This window comes from Streptomyces krungchingensis (genome assembly GCF_054729265.1).
Genome location: NZ_JBPUKY010000001.1, coordinates 6402312 through 6425156 on the forward strand (window position 1 = coordinate 6402312; position 22845 = coordinate 6425156).

Below are 22845 nucleotides of genomic sequence, written 5' to 3' on the forward strand. Positions count from 1 at the left end.
GGTGTTCAGTAGCGCGGGCGGGCGAACCAGGCGGTGCCGCTCGCGACGACGGGAGCGGCCGTGATGATGGCGGCGAAGACCACCCAGATCAGCGGGAAGATGACGGCGGAGGCCATGCCCGAGTCGAGACCGACGAAGAGCATGATCAGACCGACGATCCCGCCGAGCGCGCCGTAGATGACGGTGGTGATGCGGACACCCTGGCCGCCCCGGCCGAACTTCACGCCGAGCGTGATGGACAGGGCCGCGAGGCCCGCGGCGATCAGCGCGATGAGCACGAGGACGCCGGTGGCGATGTCGGCGCCGTCGCTGAAGCTGCTGAACACGTCGTCGTTCGACGAGCTGTAGCTGTCCGCCGTGTTCGAGACGTCGTTGGCGATGGCGGCCACGTAGAACCAGCCGAGCGCCGCGAGGATCTGCACCGCGGAGATGATGAACAGGAAGACGCGGGCCGTGACCAGCAGGCCCGGCATCGTCTGCGGGAGCATCTGGTTCGAGCCCGGGTAGCCGGGGTACCCCGGCTGCTGCGGGTATCCGTAGCCCTGCGGGGGTACGCCGGGAGCCTGGGGGTAGCCGTAGCCGGGAGCGGCCGGAGGCTGCTGCGGCGGCTGCCCGTAGGGGTTGTTCGGGTCGCCGAAACTCATGGCGGGTGTTCCTCCGTTGCCTGGTGCGGGGACGACGCGGGGCACGGTCGGAGGAATTTTCTACAGAGCGGTCCGTCCCCCCGGTACTGCCCGCGGCACTGTGCTGCTCATGGTTCTTTAAGCCCCTCTTACTTGTCCAGCCACATTCCCTATGTGTTGTGCAAGTGCAACATCAGTGATCATGACGGGACATTGTCCCGGCCGTCGTCGGCGGCCGCCGGGTGCCCGGATTGGAACCATGACCGGGTCATCCGCGAGGATGGAGCCATGACCGCCCAGATTCTCGATGGCAAGGCCACCGCAGCCGCGATCAAGTCCGATCTGACCGCCCGCGTGGCGGCCCTGAAGGAGAAGGGCGTCACGCCCGGCCTCGGGACGATCCTGGTCGGGGACGACCCCGGCAGCCAGAAGTACGTCGCGGGCAAGCACCGCGACTGCGCCCAGGTCGGCATCGCCTCCATCCAGCGTGAGCTGCCCGCGACCGCCACGCAGGAGGAGATCGAGGCGGTGGTGCGGGAACTGAACGAGGACCCCGCCTGCACCGGCTACATCGTCCAGCTGCCGCTCCCCAAGGGCATCGACGAGAACCGCATCCTGGAGCTGATGGACCCGGACAAGGACGCGGACGGCCTGCACCCGATGAACCTCGGCCGTCTCGTGCTGAACGAGCCGGCCCCGCTGCCCTGCACCCCCAACGGCGTGCTGACCCTGCTGCGCCGGTACGGCGTCGAGATCAAGGGCGCGGAGGTCGTGGTCGTCGGCCGCGGCGTGACCATCGGGCGCCCCATGCCGCTGCTGCTGACCCGGCGCAGCGAGAACGCCACGGTCACCCAGTGCCACACCGGCACCCGCGACCTGTCCGCGCACCTCAAGCGCGCCGACATCATCGTCGCCGCGGCGGGCTCCGCGCACCTCGTCAGGGCCGAGGACGTGAAGCCGGGCGCGGCCGTCCTCGACGTCGGTGTCTCGCGCAGCGCCGAAGGCAAGATCGTCGGCGATGTGCACCCGGACGTCGCCGAGGTCGCGGCGTGGATCTCCCCGAACCCGGGCGGCGTCGGCCCGATGACCCGCGCCCAGCTGCTCGTCAACGTGGTGGAGGCGGCGGAGCGCAGTGTCGGCTGACCGAGGCTCCGAGGACAGCGAGGCGCGCGGCGCGCGGAGCGCCGGCGCCGACTCGGCCGTCGAGGACGCCGAGGAGACCGTGCGGGACGCCATCAGCGCGCCCGACGCCGAGGGCAGGCCGCGGCGGACCACCCGGCGCTTCCCGCTGTTCACCCGGGACACCGCGCGGCCCGAGGGCGGCGGCCGGGCCGCGCCCGGGGACGCCCCCGCGCCCGCCCGGCAGTGGCCGATCCTCGCCGTGCTGTCGGCCGTCGGTCTCGGACTGCTGCTGACCGCGCTCGACGTGTTCCGCTTCGGCACGATCCTGATCGGCGCCGCGCTGCTGGCCGGCGCCGTGATGCGCTGGATGCTGCCCGACGTGGGCATGCTCGCGGTCCGCTCCCGCTTCACCGACATGGTCACGTACGGCGTGCTGGGTGTCGCGATCGTGCTGCTCGCGATGATGGCGCAGCCCAGTCCGTGGCTGGTGATCCCGTTCCTGGACGACACGCTGCACTTCACGGTGCGCTGAGTCCGGCGTACGCGCACGACGGTGGCCCGCGCCTCCCCCGGAGGGTGCGGGCCACCGTGCTTTCGGGGTGGTCGTCAGCAGTTGATGTACATCATCTGGACCTTGTAGAACGACTTGCCTCCGGGGGCGTAGAGCCTGACCGGCGAGGAGTCCCCCTTCGGGCCGGCCCAGTCGCTGTCGACGTGGCCGCCGCCGTTCAGCAGGCCGCGCACGAACGGGCACCGGCCGTCGGACTTGGTGTCGTGGACCGTCCCGGTGACCTTCGTGTTGCGGTTGCACCACTTGCCGTTGGCGTAGCCCTGGGCGCTGGAGACGGACCAGTTCTGGGTGCAGGAGTCGGCCATCGGTGCCTTGGGCGCGGCGGTCGCCGCCGGGGCGAGGGCGAGGCCGCCGCCCAGCAGGGCCACCGCGGCCAGGCCGACGGCGAGGCGCCCCCGGGTGCTGGTGCTGGTGCTGGTGCGGGTGCCCGTGACGGTGCTCCTGGACGTGCTTGTGGACGGGCTCGCGGAAGTGTTCATGGGTTCCGATTCCCCTTCTCGGATACGGGGCCGGTGGTCGGCCGGTCCCGTGTGGTGCGGGGCCGGTGGTCGGTCCCGCGTCGTGTGGGGCCGGTGGTCGGGCCGGTCCCGTGTGGTGTGGTGCGGGGCCGGTGTGCCGGTCCCGTGTTGCGTCGTGGTCACCGAACGTACGGGCCTTCCCGCACCCTCCGCGTCCCGCGACGGTTTGAACTCGCGCACCATCACCCGCGGTAGGCCCGCGGTTCCTGCAACTTCCGCGGTACCGCGAAAGGTTGACGCCGGGGCCGGGGAAGCGGCGCTACGCTGCGCCGATGCGCCTCCGGCCGCCCCGCCCGTTCGCCGTCGACACGCTGATCGCGCTCGCCATGGTCTGCGTGGCCGTGCTGCTCGGGCAGGAGTCGGCGAAGCAGGGCTGGCCGGCGCTCGACGCACCGGCCTACGCGCTGGTCGTCCTCGCGCATCTGCCCGTCGCCTTCCGCGGCCGGGCACCCCTCGTCGTCTTCGGCACGGTCGAGGCGGTGACCTTTGGATACGTCACCTTGGGCTACTGGCCCGTCGTGTGCACCTTCGGCCCGATGCTCGCCCTCTACACCGTGGCGTCGGTGCGGCAGGCCCGTACCACCGCCCTCTGCGCCGGGCTGCTCGTCACCATGTGGGTCTACGCCGGACTGGTCAGCGACAGCGACGCCATGGCCTCCGTCGTCGCACAGGCCCTGCTGTTCTCCGCCGTGCTGTGGCGTTTCGGCTTCCTGGCCCGGCGCTCCGCCGAACTCACCCGCCGGCTGCGCGCGGAGCAGGCCGAGCGGGCGCGCCGCGAAGTCGCCGCGGAGCGCGGACGCATGGCCCGCGAACTGCACGACGTCGTCGCCCACCACATGTCGGTGATATCGGTGCAGGCCGGCCTCGCCCGGTTCGTCTTCGACTCCGACCCGGCCACCGCCCGCACCGCGCTCGGCACCATCGCGGACACCAGCGGTGAGGCCCTCGACGAACTGCGCCGCATGCTCCAGGTGTTGCGCGAGGAGGACCTCAAGGAACGCGACGGGAGCCCGGCCGCGCCCATGCCCGGACTGGCACGTCTCGGCGACCTCGTCGAGCGGGTGCGCGCCGGGGGCGTGCCCGTCGGGCTGCAGGTCCGGGGCGCCCCGCGCCCGCTCGCACCCGGCGTCGAACTCTGCGCCTACCGCGTCGTCCAGGAAGCCCTCACCAACATCCTGAAGCACGCCCGGCACGCCACCGCGTCCGTCGAACTCCACTACCAGGAGCACCAGGTGACCGTCTCCGTCACGAACGACGGAGAGGAGGTGATTCCGGACAGAGTGGCCCGAGCCGGCGGGCACGGCTTGATCGGCATGCGGGAGCGGGCCAAGCTCTACGGCGGGACGATCAGTATCGGCCCGCTGAGCGAGGGTGGTTTCGCCGTGCGGCTGACCCTGCCCGCCTCCGCGCGGACCGAACGGCGGGGGGACGAGACCACGGCATGACCACAGTGCTCGTCGTCGACGACCAGTACCTCATCCGGGCCGGGCTCGTGGGGCTGCTGAACGCGGCGCCCGGCGTCGAGGTCGTCGGCGAGGCGGAAGACGGCGACGAAGCGGTCCGGCTCGCCGCCGAGACGCGGCCCGACGTGGTCCTGATGGACATCCGGATGCCCGGCACGAACGGCATCCGCGCCACCGAACGCATCCTGGCCGAGGCGGCCGAGCCCGCTCCGCGCATCCTCGTCCTCACCACCTTCGACCTCGACGAGTACGTGTACGGGGCGCTGCGGGCCGGCGCCTCGGGGTTCCTGCTCAAGGACTCCGGGCCCGAGCGGCTGCTCGCCGCGGTGGCCGCCGTCGGCGGGGGCGACACGCTCTTCGCGCCCAGCGTCACCCGGCGCCTGGTCGAGGCGTTCGCCCGGCAGGCGGGGGCCGCCCCGGACGCCGCGCCGCCGCCGGACCTCGCCGCGCTGACCTCGCGCGAGCTGGAGGTCCTGAAGCTCATCGCGGGCGGTCTGTCCAACCTGGAGATCGCCGACCGCCTCTACATCAGCGAGGCGACCGTGAAGACGCATCTCAACCGCACGATGACCAAGCTCGACCTCGACAGCAGGGCGCAGGCCGTCGTGGTCGCCTACGAGACCGGGCTGGTCACGCCTCGGGGCTGAGTGCGGGGGCGGTGCCGCCCTTTGGGTGGAGCCGGGGTGGGGCGGGGCGGGCGGGTGCGGCAGCGCCTGGGGCGGGGTGGGTACGAGAGCGGCCCGTCCTCTCCCCCGAGTAAGGACGGGCCGCGGCCGGGCGGGTGTTCCGCCCTGGGTCAACCCTTGTGCACCGCCGACAGGCTCTTCAACACCTGGCAGTTCGCTGTGGCACGGAAGTGACCATTCCGGTACGGAGTCCGCGTTGAGCCCCGGGAACCGCGGCCCGGCGGCGGGTGACGTCCGGTTCCCTCTCCCGGTTCGGCGCTCCCGCTCCGTCCCGCCGTCCGTTGTGATGCCGTCGCTGCCGGGGGAGCCGAGTCCTTCCGTGGCCCCTGAGGTCGCTCTTGTGTTCCCGTTGTGTCGATGTCTTGACAAGTTGGAGGATGTGCGCCGATCCACGGCAACAGCCGGGATAACGTGGGCAATCCGGGCGGTTGGGGCGTCCTGGTGGGGGCAGGGGGTTCGGCCGGTCGTACAAGATGCCGGTGGGACACTGGACCGCGGTCCGGCGGGCGTGCAACGGTGCATGCCCCGGTTCGATGCTCCCGTGCGCCCCCATCCCGGGAACTGAGATCCTGACCGGGCGCATCCCTGTGGGTAGCCAGAACGGGGACTCGGCGGAGGCGCCGTGCGCAGGGGGAACAGTCGTGCACGTACGGGGGAAAGAGGGGGGAAGCAATGCCTCGTTGGAGGGCCTTGCCGGATGAACTCGATCCGCAGGTCAAGGAGTTCGCCAGTCAGCTGCGCCGGCTCGTGGACCGGAGCGGTCTGAGCGTCGCCGCTGTCGCCGACCGCACGGGCTACAGCAAGACGTCCTGGGAGCGATACCTCAACGGACGGCTTCTCGCGCCCAAGGGTGCGATCGTCGCGCTCGCCGAGGTGACCGGGACGAATCCCGTCCATCTGACGACCATGTGGGAGCTGGCCGAGCGTGCCTGGAGCCGCTCGGAGATGCGCCACGACATGACCATGGAGGCGATCCGGATCTCCCAGGCGCGTGCCGCGCTCGGTGAGTTCGGGCCGGGGCCGGGGCCGGGGTCGGCGCCGGGCAAGGGGGGCAGCGGGCGGCAGGCCACGCGCAAGGGCGGCAGCGCGACCGTGACGCCCGGGGTTGCCGGGCCCGCGGGGGTGTCGCCCACGGTGCCGTCGTCCGGCTCGTCCGGGTCTTCTGTGTCTTCCGTGCCGGTGCAGCCGACCGGGCCGGACGCGGGTGAGTCGTCCTCGTCCTCCTCGTCCTCCTCGTCCTCGTACGGAAGTGGGGCGCGGGGCGGCAGTTGGGGCGTCGTTCCCTCGCCGTCGGATCCGGTGGGGCGGTACGGGCCCTCGGCGTCGGCCGGACCGGCGCGGCCCGGTGGACCGGCGGGGCCGGGCGCGGGGCCGGGCGGGCCTCAGGACGCGCGGCCCGGGGGAGCGCGCCGTGCGGCGGGGGACGGAGCGCGGCGGAAGCGGCGGCTGACGATGTTCCTCGCGGGGGTCGTGGGGGCGCTCGTGGTGGTTGCTGTGGCCGTGTTCCTCACCAGCGGGGACGACAAGAAGGAGGCGGGCGGTACACCGAAGTCGCCCGCGACCTCCGCGGCCGCGAATCCCGATCTGCCGGCCGGGGTCAAGTGCAGCGGGGCCGAGTGCACCGGCAAGGACCCCGAGAACATGGGCTGCGGCGGCGAACTGGCCCGGACGACGTCCAGCGCGACGGTCGGTACGGCGCTCGTCGAGGTGCGCTACAGCAAGACCTGCGGTGCTGCCTGGGCCCGCATCACCCAGGCCGCGGCCGGTGACCAGGTGGACGTGTCCTCGGGCGGCGCGGCGAAGCAGACCGGGTCGGTCCAGGCGGACACGGACGCCTACACGCCGATGGTCGCGGTGAAGGACGCGGGCGACGCGACGGCGTGCGCGACGCTGAAGTCCGGGCAGAAGGGCTGCACGAAGTAGAAGCAGCGGTTGCTGTCGGGCCGTTTCGCCTCCGGTGCGGTGGGCCTGGCCTCGCCTCGGGTCCGGTGGGCCTGGCCTCGCCTCGGGTCCGGTGGGTGGGTCGGGTCCGTGCCGGTGATCCGCCCGTTGCAGCCGTCGTGTGGTCCGGTGGTTCAGTGCGGTGGGCTTGTGTTGCCGTCCGCAACGGGCATGTGATGCACCGGCACGGCCCCTTCGGTGCATGGGCGACTGCGGGTGTGAGTGGGGCTGAGGGCCGACCGTTGACCCGTCCGGCGGCAGTTCCCGTGCCGTGTCCGACGGCAGTTCCCGTCCGGTCCGGCGGCACCTTCCGTCCAGACTGCCGGCGGCTTCCGTGCCGTTCGGCGGCGGTTCCCGTCCGGTCCGGCACCACCTTCCGTCTCGTCCGGCGGCAGCTCCCGTGCCGTTCGGCGGGCAGTTCCCTGCCCGCCGGGCGCCAGCTCCCGGCCCGTTTCGCCTTGAGGGCAGAGAGCCACCCTTCAGCCCGTCCGGCGTTTGAGGACGAGGCCGTTCAGGCCGATCTGGCTGAGTTCCGGGTGCCTCACGGGGTCGGGTGCGTCCCCCTCTCATGCGTGCGGCACCACGTACCCCGCCCCGCATCGAGGACAGGGAGCCGCCTTCCAGCCCGTCCGGCGCTTGAGGACGAGGCCGTGCAGGCCGAGTTGCCCCGCCTCCGGGGGCCGTGTGGTCGGGGTGAGGGGCAGTGCCTCAGCCCGTCCGGCGTTTGAAGGCGCGGCCGTTCCGGCCGATCGGGGCGGGACGGAGTCCAGGGGGGGCATGGTCCGGAGGGATCGGGGCAGGCGTTCCGTACCCCACGGGATCCGGCGCCGTCCGGGAGGGGCAACCCTCCCGGACACCGCCCGGTGACCCCGATGGCGGCCGCCGCGTCCCCCTCTCCCGGACCGGCGGCCGCCACCGCTCGGGCGGTCTGTGGGGTGGGCCACACGAACCCGGACGTCCGGGGTGCTGGAGGCGCGATAGCCTGACGGGCGGATCTCTCTTGACGCCGAGAGATCGATCATCCGAACCTTTGATCGATCATTGCGGCGGTTGCCAGGGACGATCCTGCACCCGGGGCAGGGACGCCCCACCGCCAGCTGTCATACGGAGAACGCCATGACCCGCACTCCCGTGAACGTCACCGTCACCGGCGCGGCCGGCCAGATCGGTTACGCCCTGCTCTTCCGCATCGCCTCCGGCCAGCTGCTCGGCGCGGACGTGCCGGTCAAGCTGCGCCTCCTGGAGATCACGCCGGCGCTGAAGGCCGCCGAGGGCACCGCCATGGAGCTCGACGACTGCGCCTTCCCGCTCCTTCAGGGCATCGACATCACGGACGACCCGAACGTCGCCTTCGACGGCACCAACGTCGGTCTGCTCGTCGGCGCCCGCCCGCGCACCAAGGGCATGGAGCGCGGTGACCTCCTGGAGGCCAACGGCGGCATCTTCAAGCCGCAGGGCAAGGCCATCAACGACCACGCCGCGGACGACGTCAAGATCCTGGTCGTCGGCAACCCGGCGAACACCAACGCGCTCATCGCGCAGGCCGCCGCCCCGGACGTACCGGCCGAGCGCTTCACGGCCATGACCCGCCTGGACCACAACCGCGCGCTGACCCAGCTCGCGAAGAAGACGGGCAGCACGGTCGCCGACATCAAGCGTCTGACCATCTGGGGCAACCACTCCGCCACCCAGTACCCCGACATCTTCCACGCCACGGTGGCCGGCAAGAACGCCGCCGAGGTCGTCAATGATGAGAAGTGGCTGGCCGAGGACTTCATCCCGACCGTCGCCAAGCGTGGTGCCGCGATCATCGAGGCCCGTGGCGCGTCCTCCGCCGCCTCGGCCGCCAACGCCGCCATCGACCACGTGTACACGTGGGTCAACGGCACCGAGGCCGGCAACTGGACCTCCATGGGTATCCCGTCGGACGGTTCCTACGGCGTGCCGGAGGGTCTCATCTCCTCCTTCCCCGTCACCACCAAGGACGGCCGGTACGAGATCGTCCAGGGCCTGGACATCAACGAGTTCTCCCGCTCCCGCATCGACGCGTCGGTGAAGGAGCTGGAGGAGGAGCGCGAGGCTGTTCGCGCCCTCGGCCTCATCTGAGCCACCCACACCTGCGTCGGCCCCCGCCCGGGAAGCGATTCCGGGCGGGGGCCGACGCGTGCGTAGGGAAAGTACGTATCGAACATGCGTGCTTTGTCGCCATAAAGAAGGGTGCAGTGGGGGTAGACCTCACTATCGTCGTGACGTGCGAGCCGCCCAGGGAACCGGGGGGCGGCCGGGGGAAACACGGCGGGGGTGATCCCAGTGACGGGATCCGGGCGACGGTACGCGCACAGCGAGGCCACTCGGCTGCTGTGCGCCGGGGCCCATCTGGATTCGGCCTTCCGGGCCAGGGTGATCGACGAGCTCGTCGGGCACGAGGAGCGCCCCGCGGCACCGTCCCTCGGGGTGGACGTCGTCGCCGTGCTCGCCCACGCGTTACGGGCGCGCCGCCGGGAGGCATCGACGGGGGTCGCGCTGCTCGTGATCTGGGCCGTGTTCCTCGCGGTGGAGACGTCGGTGGCGGATCCCGGGGGCATCGCGATGCTGTCGGGCTCCGTCGCGGTGCTGTACTACGCGTCGGTCTGCGTGCTCCTCTGGCTCGCGCGGGCCGCCTCCGGCTGGGGCACGACGATGTACGCCGTGAGCCGGGACGAGACCGCCCGCCTCCACCTGCCGCGGCGGGCGACCGCCTGGGGACTCACCTTCGTGGCACGGTTCCTGGAACTCGGCTACTGGGCCTACGCGCTCGCCAGACTTCCCGACGACCCCTTCGCGCTCCTCTTCCCGCTGCTGATGGCCTTCGTGATCGGCCTGCACCGCGCCCGCGTGGCCGAGGTCATGGGCGTCGAACTCGCCCGTGACGCCTTCGCCCGCACATCGGTCCCGCTGCCCAGGGGGAGCGAGCGCGAGACGCGTATCGCGCGTGCCGTCACCTGGGAGCAGCACGCCGGCGTCGCGCTCTACGACGCGTACCGGCCCTTCGTCGGCGCCGGAAAACCGTACGAGCCCTGGTCGTTCGCCATGGAGATCACCCCCGCCCGGAAACCGGGGGACAGCCTGGACGGACTCCTGCCGGACCAGCGCGTCGACGGGTCGGCGAACGGGCAGCGGACCGCGGTGAGGCTGACGAACCGGCAGATCCTCGACCTGGTCGTGCCGAAGCTGGAGGCGCTGCGTGATTCCGCCGCGCTTACCAGCCGGGACCGGCTCAAGGACCTGGAGGTGGAGGAATTCGTCTATCTGCCGTCGGGCGTCGGCCGGTACGAGGGCGTGTACGAGCCGTCGTCCGCCCGGGCGCACCTCGACGGGGCGGTCGACGAGGGCGGTGAGGCCCGCCGCCACTTCCTGCGCATCCGGATCGGCGCGTGGGACGAGCAGGTCGTGGTGTCGGTACTGGTCCGCGTGCACACCCAGGGCGGCATGCTCGTCCTGGAGGTCGTGCCGCACGTCCTCGGGCCGGTCGACGAGGAGTACCGGCGGGTGGACGCCATCGCCGCCGCCCGGGACGGCGGAACGCGCCGTGAGGTGGTGAGGACCCTGCTGTCCGCCCCCGCGACGGGCGTGGTGGCCGGACTGTCCGGGCTGTTCACGCTCGTCCAGTGCCTGCGCATCTGGCTGGCCCGGCCCGAACAGGCCCCGCCCGACGCGCCGTTGGTGTCCGTGCGGGAGATGGGCAGCACCGATCGGCTGTCCCTCTTCCAGGAGATGGACGTCAGCCGCTACATCAAGACCGTCCAGGACCGCATCGCGAGCGGGGTCCGCGAGGCGCTGCGGCGCAGCGGCTGCGAGACGGGACTCTTCGAGCAGAACATCGTCAACGTCGCCGCGGGCGGCCAGTTCATCGGGCAGATGAGCGGCGGCAACGTGGTGGGCCGGATCAGCAGGAGCGCGGTCGCCATGGGCAGTGGCGGAGCGTCGTACACGGAGGGGGACCAGTGATGGGCGACGGTACGGACGGACGGGTCGGGCGGATCACCCGCAGCGCGGTGAACTTCGGCGACCACGGCAGGGCCGAGTACCACGAGGCGCCGCGCGCGAGCGCCGCCGACGGGAGCACGGCGGAGCTCCTGGAGGCGGTGCGCACCCTGCGGGACCATCTGCGGCTGCTCACCGCGACGGACGACACGGCCGGGCTCGACGGCGAACTCGCCGTGGTGCAGGGGGAGATCGAGCGCACCGGCCGGGCCGACCCGGCGCGGCTCGGACGGCTGCGCATGCGGCTGGAGACCGCCGCGGCGGCGGTCGCGGGGCTGGCCTCGACGGCCGCCGTCGTGCAGGTGATCGCACAGCTCGCGGGCTAGCGGCAGCGGTCGGGGAAGAACGGGGGTGACGAGATGACACAGCGGTGGGACGCGGACCGTCAGCGGTGGATCGACGACGACGGCACCGGCGTGCGCGACGGGAGCGACGCAGCGGGCGGATCCGGTGCCACGGGGACGCCGCCGGACGCGCAGGCGCAGTGGTGGGCGTCCGCGCCGACGCAGGCGGGGACCCTGCGCCCGGACGGGTATCCGCCCGCGGTTCCTCCTCCTCCGCCGCCACAGCTCCCGCAGCAGCCGCCACAGCTGCCGCAGCAGGCGCCGTACCCGTTTCCGCAGCCGCCCGTGCCCGGTCCGGCTCCCGGCGGAGGCCGCCCGCCCTCCGGCGGAGCGGACTCGCGCCGGCTGCTCGTGGTGATCGTGGCGGTGGCCGTCCTCGCGGGCGGGGTGGGCGGCGGAGTGTGGGCGCTGACCAGGGACGACACGGCAGGCCGTACGGACGCCGGCGTGTCGTCGCCGGCGGTGACCGTCACGGCCACGCAGACGGCGCCCCCGCAGGAGACCGGGCAGGCCTCCGGCAGCGACGACACCTTCGCCGACTCGGCGCAGCCCACCGTCGCGGCACCCGCGCCCGGGTACAGCCGGGCGGTGGACCCGGTCGGCTACACGGTGGACGTGCCGGACGGCTGGGCGCGCAAGGAGGAGCGGGGCAAGCTGGCGCAGGTCGTCACGTACACGTCCCCCGGTGGTGACCGCAGGCTGATGCTGTTCGAGGTCAAGGAGAACTCCCTGGCCGAGTCGATGGACAAGGCCGAGACGATCTGGGGGAAGCTGAACGGCTATCAGTTCCTGGGACGGGAGTCGGGCTCCGACTGGATCGAGGTCACCTACCGCTACGACAGCAAGGACAACGGACCGACGCACGTCGTCGACCACCGCTTCCGGGCCGCCGACGGCACGCTGTACGCGATCAACGCGAGCGGTCCCGAGGGCGGCGACATGACCGGTGACCTGACGACGGCCGTGAACTCCTTCTGCCCCACGGGCGCCGACTGCGCGAACGGTACTTGAGGGCGCTCCCGTGATCCCTGGCGGGCGCACGACGACAGCCACGGCACCTCGCCGCGTTGGAGGGGCGCCCGAATGCGCCCGGTATGAGCACGTCCGCCCCCTGCCTTCAGTGGGGGGACCCCCACCGCCTTGCGATGCACCGCATCCGACGCCGCGCTGATCCACCAGGGATGACGGGACAGCCCTCAGCGCTCCGCGGTGGACGACAGCCGCTTCTCGAACCAGTGGGCCGCGTACACGTTGTCGTCGTACCGCGGGATCTCCGTGTACCCGCACGCCCGGTACATGGCCTGCGCCTCGGTGAGCACCGCGTGCGTGTCGAGCCGGACGACGGTGCAGCCGAGTGCGGCGGCGTGCTCCTCGAGGCCGTGCAGGACGCGCCGCGCGAGGCCGAGCCGGCGGGCGTCGGGGTGCACCCACACGTGCCGGATCTCGCCCACTCCCGGTTCGAGCCGGCGCAGTGCCCCGCAGGCCACGGGCCGTCCCTCCTCGTAGGCGACGAGGAAGGCGCCCGCGTCCCCCGACACCTCGTGGGGACGGACGAGGGCGGCGGGGTCGAAGCCCTCGGGGAAGCGGGCGTCGATGTCGGCGGCGTAGGCGGCGAGGCAGTCGCGGGCGTTGCGCGAGGCGCCGTCGACGCGTACGACCGTGATCGCGGCGAGCCGCAGGAGCCGCTGGGCGGTGCCGAGGGCGGCGGTCAGCTCGTCGCGCTGCCGTCCGCCGAGCCCGGCGAGCAGCCCTTCCGCCAGCTCGTCGGCCAGCCGGTTCTGCTCGGTCACCTCGGTCCGTCCGGCCGTGGTGAGTTCGGCGACCCGCAGCCGGTTGTCGTGCGGGTGGACCGTCACCCGGACGAGCCCCTGTGTCTCCAGGGCTCGCACCATGCGGCTCAAGTACCCGGCGTCCAGCCCGAGTCGGCTCCTCAGCTCGCGCAGCGAGGCGCCCTCGGCGCCGATCTCGAACAGCAGCCTGGCCTCGCCGAGCGGGCGGTCCTGCCCGAGGTAGTGGTCGTCGAGCGCGCCGATGCGGCGGGTGAAGTAGCGATTGAAGCGGCGCAGCGCACGCACCTGGTGGGCCGGCGGGGGCGCTGACGGGTTCGCTGACACGGGCTCCATATTTCTTTGACTTTAGTCAAAGGAAAGTTCGGCGTCCAGGGTGTGCTGGATCCGGTGCCCGGTGCCCGGTGCCCGGTGCCCGGTGCCCGGTGCCCGGTGCCCGGTGCCCGGTGCCCGGCGTCGGCTCGCTCGGGGGCCGCACCCCGCGGTCCGGTCACTCTCGGTAGGAGTTTTGAGCCGTTCTGGTCCGATTTGCTGGGACTTTTCAGTGACCCGGGGCACTTTTGGTGACCGGTTGTGCATGCATCCGAGGTCGGCGGGCAGGTGCTCCCGGTCCCCAAGGGCGACATGCGTGTGACCCGGGGGCACGGAACAGGAACGGAAGGCAACACCGATCATGGCCGGACAGCAGGCAGCACAGACCATCCACGTGGGCGGCGAATGGCGCGACGCCGTCTCCCGCGCCACCCGCGAGATCCTCGATCCCGCCGATGCCAAGCCGTTCGCCGTGGTCGCGGAGGGTGACGAGCGGGACGCGGACGCGGCCGTCGAGGCGGCCCGCCGCGCCTTCGACGAGGGCCCCTGGCCCCGCACCCGCGTCGCCGACCGGGCCGCCCTGCTCCGCCGCGTCGCCGACCTTCTGGTGCGCGACCGCGAGGAGCTCGGGCTGCTCGAGAGCCGTGACGCGGGCAAGACCGTCGAGGAGGGCCGCGTCGACATCGACTGCGTCGCCGACGCCTTCCGCTACTTCGCCGATCTCGTCGTGGGCGAGGGCGGCGGCCGGGTCGTGGACGCCGGGACCGACGAGGTCCACAGCGTCGTGGTGCACGAACCGGTCGGCGTGTGCACGATGATCACCCCCTGGAACTACCCCCTGCTCCAGGCCAGTTGGAAGATCGCCCCCGCGCTCGCCGCCGGGAACACCTTCGTCGTCAAGCCGAGCGAGATCACCCCGCTGACGACCGTCGCCCTGATCCGGCTGCTCGCCGAGGCCGGACTCCCGGCCGGCGTCGCCAACATCGTCACCGGGCCCGGCCAGAGCGTCGGCGCGCGCCTCGCCGAGCACCCCGGCGTCGACCTCGTCTCCTTCACCGGCGGGCTCGTCAGCGGGACCAAGGTCGGCCAGGCCGCCGCGGCGGGCGTCAAGAAGGTCGCCCTGGAGCTGGGCGGCAAGAACCCGAACGTCGTCTTCGCCGACGCGTGCGCCACCGAGGAGGGCTTCGACACCGCGGTCGACCAGGCCCTCAACGCCGCCTTCATCCACAGCGGGCAGGTCTGCTCGGCCGGTTCGCGGCTCATCGTCGAGGAATCGGTCCGCGAGCGGTTCGTCGCCGAACTCGCCCGCCGTGCCGCCCGGATCAGGCTCGGCCGCGGCACCGAGGACGGCGTCGAGTGCGGTCCGCTCGTCTCCGAGCAGCAGCGCGAGAAGACGGAGGCGTACGTCGCCTCCGCGCTCGCCGAGGGGGCGGTGCTGCGCTCCGGCGGCAAGCGGCCCGAGCCGTCCGACGTGCGGCCCGCCACCGGCTACTTCTACGAGCCGACCGTCCTCGACCAGTGCCACCGCGACATGAAGGTCGTCCGCGAGGAGGTGTTCGGACCCGTCCTGACCGTGGAGACCTTCCGCACCGAGGACGAGGCCGTCGCCCTCGCCAACGACACCGAGTACGGGCTCGCCGGCGCCGTCTGGACCGCCGACGCGGGCCGCGCCCGGCGCGTCGCCGGACGACTGCGGCACGGCACCGTGTGGATCAACGACTTCCACCCCTACCTCCCGCAGGCGGAGTGGGGCGGATTCGGAAAGAGCGGTGTGGGGCGCGAACTCGGCCCGGCCGGTCTCGCCGAGTACCGCGAGACCAAGCACGTGTACCAGAACCTGGCGCCCAGGCCGGTCCGCTGGTTCGCGGGCTGACACCGGTCCCCGCCCGGACCGGTGGCCATCCGGCCCTCGACGCAACCCCCACCACCCGCACCTTGGAGCACGACCACATGCACGAGAACACGTACGACTACGTCGTCATCGGCGGCGGCACGGCGGGCTCCGTGATCGCCTCCCGCCTCACCGAGAACCCCGACGTCACCGTCGCCGTCATCGAAGGCGGCCCCAGTGACGTGGACCGCGACGACGTCCTCACCCTGCGCCGCTGGATGGGCCTGCTCGGCGGGGAACTCGACTACGACTACCCGACGACCCCGCAGCCGCGCGGCAACTCGCACATCCGGCACAGCCGCGCCCGGGTGCTCGGCGGCTGCTCGTCCCACAACACGCTGATCGCGTTCAAGCCGCTGCCGTCCGACTGGGACGAGTGGGAGGCGTCGGGCGCCGAGGGCTGGGGCGCGGTGCCGATGGAGGCGTACTACGCGCGCCTGCTCAACAACATCGTCCCGGTCGACGAGAAGGACCGGAACGCCATCGCCCGCGACTTCGTCGACGCCGCCCAGGCCGCGCTCGGCGTGCCGCGCGTCGAGGGCTTCAACAAGAAGCCGTTCACCGAGGGCGCCGGCTTCTTCGACCTCGCCTACCACCCCGAGAACAACAAGCGGTCGAGCGCGTCCGTGGCGTACCTGCACCCCGTCATGGACCAGCGGCCCAATCTGACGATCCTGCTGGAGACCTGGGCGTACCGGCTGGAGCTGGACGGGACCCGCGCGACGGGCGTGCACGTGCGCACCAAGGACGGCGAGGAGATCCTCGTGAGCGCGCGGAACGAGGTCGTGCTGTGCGCGGGCGCCGTGGACTCGCCGCGGCTGCTGATGCACTCCGGCATCGGGCCGAAGGAGGACCTGGAGCGGCTCGGGATACCCGTCGCCCACGACCTGCCCGGGGTCGGCGAGAACCTGCTCGACCACCCCGAGTCGGTCATCGTGTGGGAGACCGACGGTCCGATCCCCGAGAACTCCGCGATGGACTCCGACGCGGGCCTGTTCGTCCGCCGCGACCCGGAGCACCAGGGACCCGACCTGATGTTCCACTTCTACCAGGTCCCCTTCACGGACAACCCGGAGCGGCTGGGCTACGAACGCCCGGCGCACGGCGTCTCGATGACCCCGAACATCCCCAAGCCGCGCAGCCGCGGCCGGCTGTACCTCACCAGCGCCGACCCGTCCGTCAAGCCCGCCCTGGACTTCCGCTACTTCACGGACGAGGACGACTACGACGGGCGCACCCTCGTCGACGGCATCAAGATCGCCCGCGAGATCGCCAAGTCCGAGCCGCTGGCCGGCTGGCTCAAGCGGGAGGTGTGCCCCGGACCCGGCATCACGGACGACGAGGAGCTCAGCGCCTACGCCCGCCAGGTCGCGCACACCGTCTACCACCCCGCGGGCACCTGCCGCATGGGTGACCCGGCCGACGAACTCGCCGTCGTGGACCCCGAGCTGCGCATCCGCGGCCTCGACGGGATCCGGATCGCCGACGCGTCCGTCTTCCCGACCATGCCCGCCGTGAACCCGATGATCGGGGTGCTCATGGTCGGGGAGAAGTGCGTCGATCTGATCGGTGGTGGTGAGTGATGAGTACGGCAACCCTCCAGGAGAACAAGGCCGTCGAGCCCGTCTTCTCCGTGCACAACCTGTGGAAGGTGTTCGGCCCGAAGGCCGAGCGCGTCCCCGCGGACCCCGAACTCGCCGCGCTCGCCCCCGCCGAGCTGCGCTCGCGCACCGGCTGCACGGCCGCCGTCCGCGACGTCGGCTTCGACGTGCGCAAGGGCGAGGTCTTCGTCGTCATGGGCCTGTCCGGCTCCGGCAAGTCCACCCTGGTCCGGTGCCTGACGCGGCTCATCGAACCGACGTCCGGCAGCCTCGCCATCGACGGCGAGGACGTCCTCGCCATGGACCGGACCCGGCTGCGCGAACTCCGCCGCCACCGCGCCGCGATGGTCTTCCAGCACTTCGGCCTGCTGCCGCACCGCACGGTCCTCGACAACGTCGCCTACGGCCTGGAGATCCAGGGCGTCGGCAAGGAGGAGCGCCGCGCCAGGGCCGCGGAGATCGTCACCAAGGTCGGCCTGGAGGGCCTGGAGCAGCGCAGGCCGGGCCAGCTCTCCGGCGGTCAGCAGCAGCGCGTCGGCCTGGCCCGCGCGCTCGCGGTGGACCCGGAGGTCCTGCTGTTCGACGAGCCGTTCAGCGCGCTCGACCCGCTGATCCGGCGCGACATGCAGGAGGAGGTCGTCCGGCTGCACCGCGAGGAGGGCCGCACGATGGTCTTCATCACCCACGACCTGAACGAGGCCCTGCGCCTGGGCGACCGGATCGCCCTGATGCGCGACGGCAGGATCGTCCAGCTCGGCACCCCCGAGGAGATCGTCGGCTCGCCCGCCGACGACTACGTACGGGAGTTCGTCCGGGACGTCCCGCGCGAGCAGGTCGTGACCGTCCGTACCGCGATGCGGGCGGCGTCCGCGCAGGAGGCGGGCAGCGGTCCGGCCCTGACGCCCGACGCGACCGTGTCCCAGGCGATCGAGGCGGTGGCCCGGACCGGCGCCCCCGCCCGGGTCATGGACGGCGGCCGCTGCCTCGGCGTCGTCGACCACGAGCGCCTGCTCGGCGTCGTCGCCGGGACGCAGTCCGGCGCGGGTGACGCGGCACAGGCCGGGTCCGGTGCGGGTGACGCGGCACAGGCCGGGTCCGGTCGTACTGACGTGACCGGGTCCGGTCGCGCCGACGCCGCCGAGTCCGGCTCCGGTCGGGACAGCGCGGCCGGGAGCGGGTCCGACCTCGACGCGTCCACCGGGAGCGGGTCCGACCTCGGCGCCGCCGCCGGAACGGAGCAGGACAAGGAGGTGGTCTGATGGCCACCGTCACCGCGCCGCTCGCCCCCTCCCGGATCGGCGGACTGCTCAGACACCGGGCCGTGGGCAAGCTCCTACTGCTCGCCGTCGCCGCGGCCGTCGTCGTACCCGTCCTCGACTCCCGCTGGGCCAGCGGCACCTGGCCGCACGCCCTCACCGTCGACCTCGGCGGGCCGCTCGGCCGGACCAGCGACTGGATCATCGACAACCGGGACAGCCACCCGCTGTTCCTGTACTTCTTCGGGTACGTCAGCAACGGCGTCGTCCTGGCCGTGCGCGCCGTCTACCTCGTGCTGCTCGCCGCCGGCTGGGCCGGCGTGACGGCCGTGGCGGCACTCGTCGCCTGGCGGACCGCCGGTGTACGGCTGGCGCTCGGCACGGCCGCGGCGTTCCTCGCCTGCGGCGTGCTCGGTATGTGGGTGCCCACCATGCAGACACTGGCGCTCATGGTGGTCGCCGTCCTCGCGTCCGTCGTCCTGGGCGCCCTGCTCGGCCTGGCCGCGGGCCTGTCCGACCGCACGTACCGCGCGCTGCGGCCCGTCCTGGACACCATGCAGGTCCTGCCCGCCTTCGCCTACCTGCTCCCCGTCGTGCTGGTCTTCGGCATCGGTGTCCCCGCGGCCGTGCTCGCCACCGTCGTCTACGCCGCCCCGCCCATGGCCCGCCTCACCGCGCTCGGCCTGCGCGACGCGGACACCGGTGTGATGGAGGCCGTCGCCTCGCTGGGCGCCACCGCCCGTCAGCGGCTGACCACGGCCCGGCTCCCGCTGGCCCGCAAGGAGCTCCTGCTCGGCCTCAACCAGACGATCATGATGGCGCTGTCCATGGCCGTCATCGCGTCCGTGATCGGTGCGGGCGGCCTCGGTGACCGCGTCTACCAGGCCCTCGCCTCCGTCGACGTGGGCGCCGCGCTCGCCGCCGGCATCCCCATCGTGCTGCTCGCCGTCGTCCTGGACCGTGTCACCGCCGCCGCGGGGGAGCGGCTCGGCGAGTCGGAACGCGCCCTCGCGCCCTGGGCGTACGCCGCGGCCGCCGCCGTGGCCGTCGCGGTCGTCGGACGCCTCGCCGGCCGTCTCGACTGGCCCGGATCGTGGGTGGTGGGCATCGCCGAGCCCGTGAACCGGGTCGTCGACTGGATGACGAACCACCTCTACTCCGGCGTCCCCGTCATCGGGGGCACCGCCGACTGGGCGGGCCACTTCACGACCTGGGTCCTCGACCCGCTCCGGGACGGCCTGCTGTGGCTGCCCTGGTGGTCGGTGCTGCTGATCGTCGCCGCTCTGGCCTGGCTGATCGGCACCTGGCGCACCGCGCTCACCGCCGTCCTCGCGATGGCCGCGATCGGCGTGCTGGGCGTGTGGAAGCCGTCCCTGGACACGCTGTCGCAGGTCCTCGCGGCGGTCGCGGTGACCCTGGTACTGGGCTTCGCCACCGGTATCGCGGCGGCGCGCAGCGAGCGCGTCGAGCGGTTGCTGCGGCCCGTGCTGGACGTCTTCCAGACCATGCCGCAGTTCGTCTACCTGATCCCGGTGGTGGCGCTGTTCGGCGTGGGCCGCGCGCCCGCCGTCGCCGCGGCCGTCGTCTACGCCCTGCCCGCCGTGGTCCGCATCACCACCCAGGGGCTGCGCGCGGTGGACCCCGCCGCGCTCGAGTCGGCCCGCTCGATGGGTGCGACCAGCGGACAGCAGTTGCGCCAGGTCCAGCTGCCGCTGGCCCGGCCGGCCCTGCTGCTCGCCGTCAACCAGGGCGTCGTACTCGTCCTCGCCGTGGTCATCATCGGCGGTCTCGTCGGCGGCGGAGCGCTCGGCTACGACGTCGTCTTCGGCCTGGCGCAGGGCGACCTGGCGACCGGCCTGGTCGCCGGCGCCGCGATCGTCTGCCTCGGCCTGATGCTCGACCGGGTGACCCAGCCCACCGAACGCCGCGCGAAGAAGGGAGCGTGACATGCGACTTCGTACCACCGCCGTGGTGGCGGGCGGATCGGCGCTCCTGCTGCTGACCGGCTGCGGCGCCGCCGACATGACCAAGCAGGCCTCGCCGTTCGCGAACGCCCAGGGCGCGAAGACGGTCACCCTGTCCGTGCAGTCCTGGGTGGGCGCGCAGGCCAACGTGGCCGTCGCCCAGTACCTGCTGGAGCACGAGATGGGCTACCGCGTCGACACCGTCCAGGTCGACGAGGTCCCCGCCTGGGACGCGCTCAGCCAGGGCCGCGTCGACGCGATCCTGGAGGACTGGGGCCACCCCGACCAGGAGAAGCGGTACGTCGACGACAAGAAGACCATCACGAAGGGCGGGCAGCTCGGGGTGACCGGGCACATCGGCTGGTACGTCCCGACGTACTTCGCCGAGCAGCACCCGGACGTGACCGACTGGAAGAACCTCGACAAGTACGCCGACCAGATGCGTACGGCCGAGAGCGGCGGCAAGGGCCAGCTCCTGGACGGCTCCCCGTCCTACGTCACCAACGACAAGGCGCTGGTGAGCAACCTGAAGCTGAACTACCAGGTGGTGTTCGCGGGTTCCGAGGCGGCGCAGATCACCCAGATCAAGCAGTTCGCCAAGGAGAAGAAGCCCTTCCTCACCTACTGGTACTCCCCGCAGTGGCTCTTCGAGAAGGTCCCGATGACGGAGGTGAAGCTCCCCGCCTACAAGGAGGGCTGCGACGCCGACGCCGCCAAGGTCGCCTGCGCCTATCCGCACACCCCGCTCCAGAAGTACCTCAACACGGACTTCGCCAAGAGCGGCGGCAAGGCGGCGGACTTCCTGAAGAAGTTCAAGTGGACGACCGAGGACCAGAACGAGGTCTCCCTGATGATCGCCAACGACAAGCTGACGCCCGAGGAGGCGGCGAAGAAGTGGGTGGGCGGCCATGAGTCGACGTGGCGGGCGTGGCTGACCTGACCCTGCCTGCCATCGCGGGCCCCGCCGCCGGAGTACCGCCGGCGGCGGGGCGTCCTGCCTACCGCCGGAGTTCCGCGGCGATGTCCCCCAGGGCCTGAGCGGCCCGGCGCTGCAACCCCGGCCCGAACGTGACGCGGGTGGCGCCCCGTTCGCCGAGCTCCGCGAGCTGCTCGTCGAGCGGGGCGTCGCCGGTCCTGGCGAACACGTTGACGGGCCCGTCGATCCCGGCGCGCAGCCGGGGGAGTACGCCGACGGGAGCGCCGATGGGGTACACGCAGTCGGCGCCGGCGGCGACGTACAACGCGGCCCGCTCGATCGCCCGCTCCGGGTCGGGGTCCCCGCACACGAACGTGTCGACCCGGGCGTTGACGAAGAGCCGGTCGCCGGCGGCGGCCCGCACCTCGGCCAGCCAGTCGGCGTGCCGGGCGGGGTCCTTGAGGACGCCTCCCGCCGAGTCCTCCAGGTTGCAGCCGACCGCACCCGTCCCGAGGAGCCGCTCCACCAGCTCCTCGGGCGGGAGCCCGTAGCCGTCCTCCACGTCCGCGGACACGGGCACGTCGACCGCGCGGACGATGCGCGCGACCGCCGCGAACATCTCCTCGGCGGGCGTCGCCCCGTCCTCGTACCCGAGGGAGGCGGCGACCCCGGCGCTGGGCGTGGCGAGCGCCGGGAACCCGGCGTCCACGAACACCCGCGCGCTGGCCGCGTCCCAGGGGCCCGGCAGCACCAGCGGGTCACCCGGCGGCCGGCCCCGGTGCAGTGCCCGGAACGTCTCGGTTTTGTCCGTGCCGTGACTCACCATGCGATGGCGCCCGGTGCGATGCGCCGGGTCACCATCAGCCGGTTCCAGCTGTTGATGACGGTGATCAGCCCGACGAGATGCGCGAGCCCCGTCTCGTCGAAGTGCTCGGCGGCGCGCTCGTAGACCTCGTCCGGGACGAAACCGTCCGTCAGGACGGTGACCGCGTCGGTCAGGGCGAACGCCGCCCGTTCGCGTTCGCTGAACGCCTCCTCGGCCTCCTCCCAGGCGTTGAGGAGCTGGATGCGGTCGTCGTCGACCCCGTGCTTGCGGGCGAGCTTCGCATGCATGTCGAGACAGAACGCGCAGTGGTTGATCTGCGAGGCGCGGATCATGACCATCTCCGCGAGCGCCGGGTCCCCGAGACCCTTCTTCGCGGCGGCGCTGAACGCCTGCATCGCGGTCCGCACCTCGGCGTCCAGGTGGCTCGTACGGGTGTTCCCGTCCGAGCCCGTCACTTGTACTGTCCGGCCCGGTAGTGCCCGGCCACCAGCCGGCAGGTCACGCCGAACCGGTTCCAGGCGTTGATCACCGTGATCGCGGCGATCAGCTGGGCCAGTTCGGCCTCCTCGAAGTGCTTCGCGGCCTGCTCGTACACCTCGTCGGGCACGAAACCGTCCGTCAGGACCGTGACCGCATCGGTCAGTTCGAGCGCCGCGACCTCCTTCTGCGTGTAGAAGTGCCTCGACTCCTCCCACGCGCCGAGCTGGATGATCCGCTCGACGCTCTCGCCCGCGGCGATCGCGTCCTTGGTGTGCATGTCCAGGCAGAAGGCGCAGTGGTTGAGCTGCGAGGCGCGGATCTTCACCAGCTCCAGGATCACGGGGTCCAGCCCCTTACGGGCCGCCGCGTCGAGCTTGATCATCGCCTTGTACACGTCGGGGGCGAGCTTGGCCCAGTCCAGGCGGGGCGTGTGCTCGGGAACGTATTCGGTGGTGCGGCCGGTGGTCGTGGTGTCGTCATGCGTCGTCATGTGTCCCGACACTACGGACGGAGTAGCCCAG

At 72.3% G+C, this 22845-nt stretch carries 20 protein-coding genes; 14 read left to right on the plus strand and 6 right to left on the minus strand.

What is annotated here, in order from left to right:
- Positions 1-5 precede the first annotated feature (5 nt).
- A complete protein-coding gene (locus tag ACSYGO_RS28230) occupies positions 6-644 on the minus strand; it encodes a hypothetical protein (protein WP_426677397.1) in 639 nt (212 codons plus the stop codon).
- A 267-nt stretch (positions 645-911) separates the two neighbouring features.
- Between ACSYGO_RS28230 and ACSYGO_RS28235 the strand changes: the two genes are divergently transcribed.
- Complete coding sequence (locus ACSYGO_RS28235) at positions 912-1766, plus strand: bifunctional methylenetetrahydrofolate dehydrogenase/methenyltetrahydrofolate cyclohydrolase (protein ID WP_399076982.1); 855 nt, start codon at positions 912-914, stop codon at positions 1764-1766.
- Between the two features lie 79 nt (positions 1767-1845).
- A complete protein-coding gene (locus tag ACSYGO_RS28240; protein WP_257004929.1) occupies positions 1846-2277 on the plus strand; it encodes a DUF3017 domain-containing protein in 432 nt (143 codons plus the stop codon).
- A 74-nt stretch (positions 2278-2351) separates the two neighbouring features.
- On the opposite strand, the gene ACSYGO_RS28245 is transcribed toward ACSYGO_RS28240, so the two are convergent.
- Positions 2352-2795, minus strand: coding sequence for a hypothetical protein (locus tag ACSYGO_RS28245; protein ID WP_432175773.1), 444 nt, complete (start codon positions 2793-2795; stop codon positions 2352-2354).
- Between the two features lie 311 nt (positions 2796-3106).
- Here ACSYGO_RS28245 and ACSYGO_RS28250 point away from each other — a divergent pair, with 311 nt between their 5' ends.
- The 7 genes from ACSYGO_RS28250 (at position 3107) to ACSYGO_RS28280 (ending at position 12302) form a co-directional block, all read left to right on the plus strand.
- Positions 3107-4279 carry a sensor histidine kinase gene (locus ACSYGO_RS28250; protein ID WP_426677395.1) on the plus strand — a complete coding sequence of 391 codons (1173 nt, stop codon included), beginning with the start codon at positions 3107-3109 and terminating at the stop codon, positions 4277-4279.
- Entirely contained in the window at positions 4276-4944 is a 669-nt protein-coding gene (locus ACSYGO_RS28255) for a response regulator transcription factor (protein ID WP_426677394.1), read from the plus strand. The genes ACSYGO_RS28250 and ACSYGO_RS28255 overlap by 4 nt, the downstream gene beginning before the upstream one ends.
- A gap of 711 nt (positions 4945-5655) precedes the next feature.
- Positions 5656-6906 carry a helix-turn-helix domain-containing protein gene (locus tag ACSYGO_RS28260; RefSeq protein WP_460388113.1) on the plus strand — a complete coding sequence of 417 codons (1251 nt, stop codon included), beginning with the start codon at positions 5656-5658 and terminating at the stop codon, positions 6904-6906.
- Positions 6907-8040: 1134 nt separating this feature from the next.
- Entirely contained in the window at positions 8041-9030 is a 990-nt protein-coding gene (locus tag ACSYGO_RS28265; protein ID WP_426677392.1) for a malate dehydrogenase, read from the plus strand.
- Between the two features lie 204 nt (positions 9031-9234).
- Positions 9235-10911, plus strand: coding sequence for a hypothetical protein (locus tag ACSYGO_RS28270; protein WP_426677391.1), 1677 nt, complete (start codon positions 9235-9237; stop codon positions 10909-10911).
- On the plus strand, positions 10911-11273 hold the full coding sequence (locus ACSYGO_RS28275) for a hypothetical protein (protein WP_426677390.1): 363 nt from the start codon (positions 10911-10913) through the stop codon (positions 11271-11273). Before ACSYGO_RS28270 ends, ACSYGO_RS28275 begins: the two co-directional genes overlap by 1 nt.
- Positions 11274-11306: 33 nt before the next feature.
- The gene (locus ACSYGO_RS28280) at positions 11307-12302 is read left to right on the plus strand and encodes a hypothetical protein (RefSeq protein ID WP_460388115.1); all 996 of its coding nucleotides are present in this window, start codon (positions 11307-11309) and stop codon (positions 12300-12302) included.
- A gap of 185 nt (positions 12303-12487) precedes the next feature.
- Here the strand turns inward: ACSYGO_RS28280 and ACSYGO_RS28285 are convergent, their stop codons facing one another.
- Positions 12488-13414 carry a bifunctional helix-turn-helix transcriptional regulator/GNAT family N-acetyltransferase gene (locus tag ACSYGO_RS28285; protein ID WP_460388117.1) on the minus strand — a complete coding sequence of 309 codons (927 nt, stop codon included), beginning with the start codon at positions 13412-13414 and terminating at the stop codon, positions 12488-12490.
- Between the two features lie 337 nt (positions 13415-13751).
- Here ACSYGO_RS28285 and ACSYGO_RS28290 point away from each other — a divergent pair, with 337 nt between their 5' ends.
- The 5 genes from ACSYGO_RS28290 to ACSYGO_RS28310 all read left to right on the plus strand — a co-directional run bounded on the left by ACSYGO_RS28290 (position 13752) and on the right by ACSYGO_RS28310 (position 21042).
- Positions 13752-15263: an aldehyde dehydrogenase family protein gene (locus ACSYGO_RS28290; RefSeq protein ID WP_432188473.1), complete on the plus strand. Its 1512-nt coding sequence runs from the start codon at positions 13752-13754 to the stop codon at positions 15261-15263.
- 77 nt (positions 15264-15340) lie between these two features.
- Entirely contained in the window at positions 15341-16864 is a 1524-nt protein-coding gene (locus tag ACSYGO_RS28295; protein ID WP_432175778.1) for a GMC family oxidoreductase, read from the plus strand.
- Positions 16864-18141 (plus strand): quaternary amine ABC transporter ATP-binding protein, encoded by a 1278-nt coding sequence (locus ACSYGO_RS28300; RefSeq protein ID WP_426677385.1) that lies wholly within the window; start codon positions 16864-16866, stop codon positions 18139-18141. The genes ACSYGO_RS28295 and ACSYGO_RS28300 overlap by 1 nt, the downstream gene beginning before the upstream one ends.
- The gene (locus ACSYGO_RS28305) at positions 18141-20084 is read left to right on the plus strand and encodes an ABC transporter permease (protein WP_432175780.1); all 1944 of its coding nucleotides are present in this window, start codon (positions 18141-18143) and stop codon (positions 20082-20084) included. The genes ACSYGO_RS28300 and ACSYGO_RS28305 overlap by 1 nt, the downstream gene beginning before the upstream one ends.
- Before the next feature lies 1 nt (position 20085).
- Positions 20086-21042, plus strand: coding sequence for an ABC transporter substrate-binding protein (locus ACSYGO_RS28310; protein ID WP_426677383.1), 957 nt, complete (start codon positions 20086-20088; stop codon positions 21040-21042).
- Positions 21043-21100: 58 nt separating this feature from the next.
- Here the strand turns inward: ACSYGO_RS28310 and ACSYGO_RS28315 are convergent, their stop codons facing one another.
- Genes ACSYGO_RS28315 through ACSYGO_RS28325 form a run of 3 tightly spaced genes read right to left on the minus strand, consistent with a single transcriptional unit; the run spans position 21101 to position 22814 of the window.
- Entirely contained in the window at positions 21101-21844 is a 744-nt protein-coding gene (locus tag ACSYGO_RS28315; protein WP_460388119.1) for an isocitrate lyase/PEP mutase family protein, read from the minus strand.
- The gene (locus tag ACSYGO_RS28320) at positions 21838-22239 is read right to left on the minus strand and encodes a carboxymuconolactone decarboxylase family protein (protein WP_460389769.1); all 402 of its coding nucleotides are present in this window, start codon (positions 22237-22239) and stop codon (positions 21838-21840) included. Before ACSYGO_RS28320 ends, ACSYGO_RS28315 begins: the two co-directional genes overlap by 7 nt.
- A 56-nt stretch (positions 22240-22295) precedes the next feature.
- Entirely contained in the window at positions 22296-22814 is a 519-nt protein-coding gene (locus ACSYGO_RS28325; protein ID WP_432175782.1) for a carboxymuconolactone decarboxylase family protein, read from the minus strand.
- Between the last annotated feature and the right edge of the window lie 31 nt (positions 22815-22845).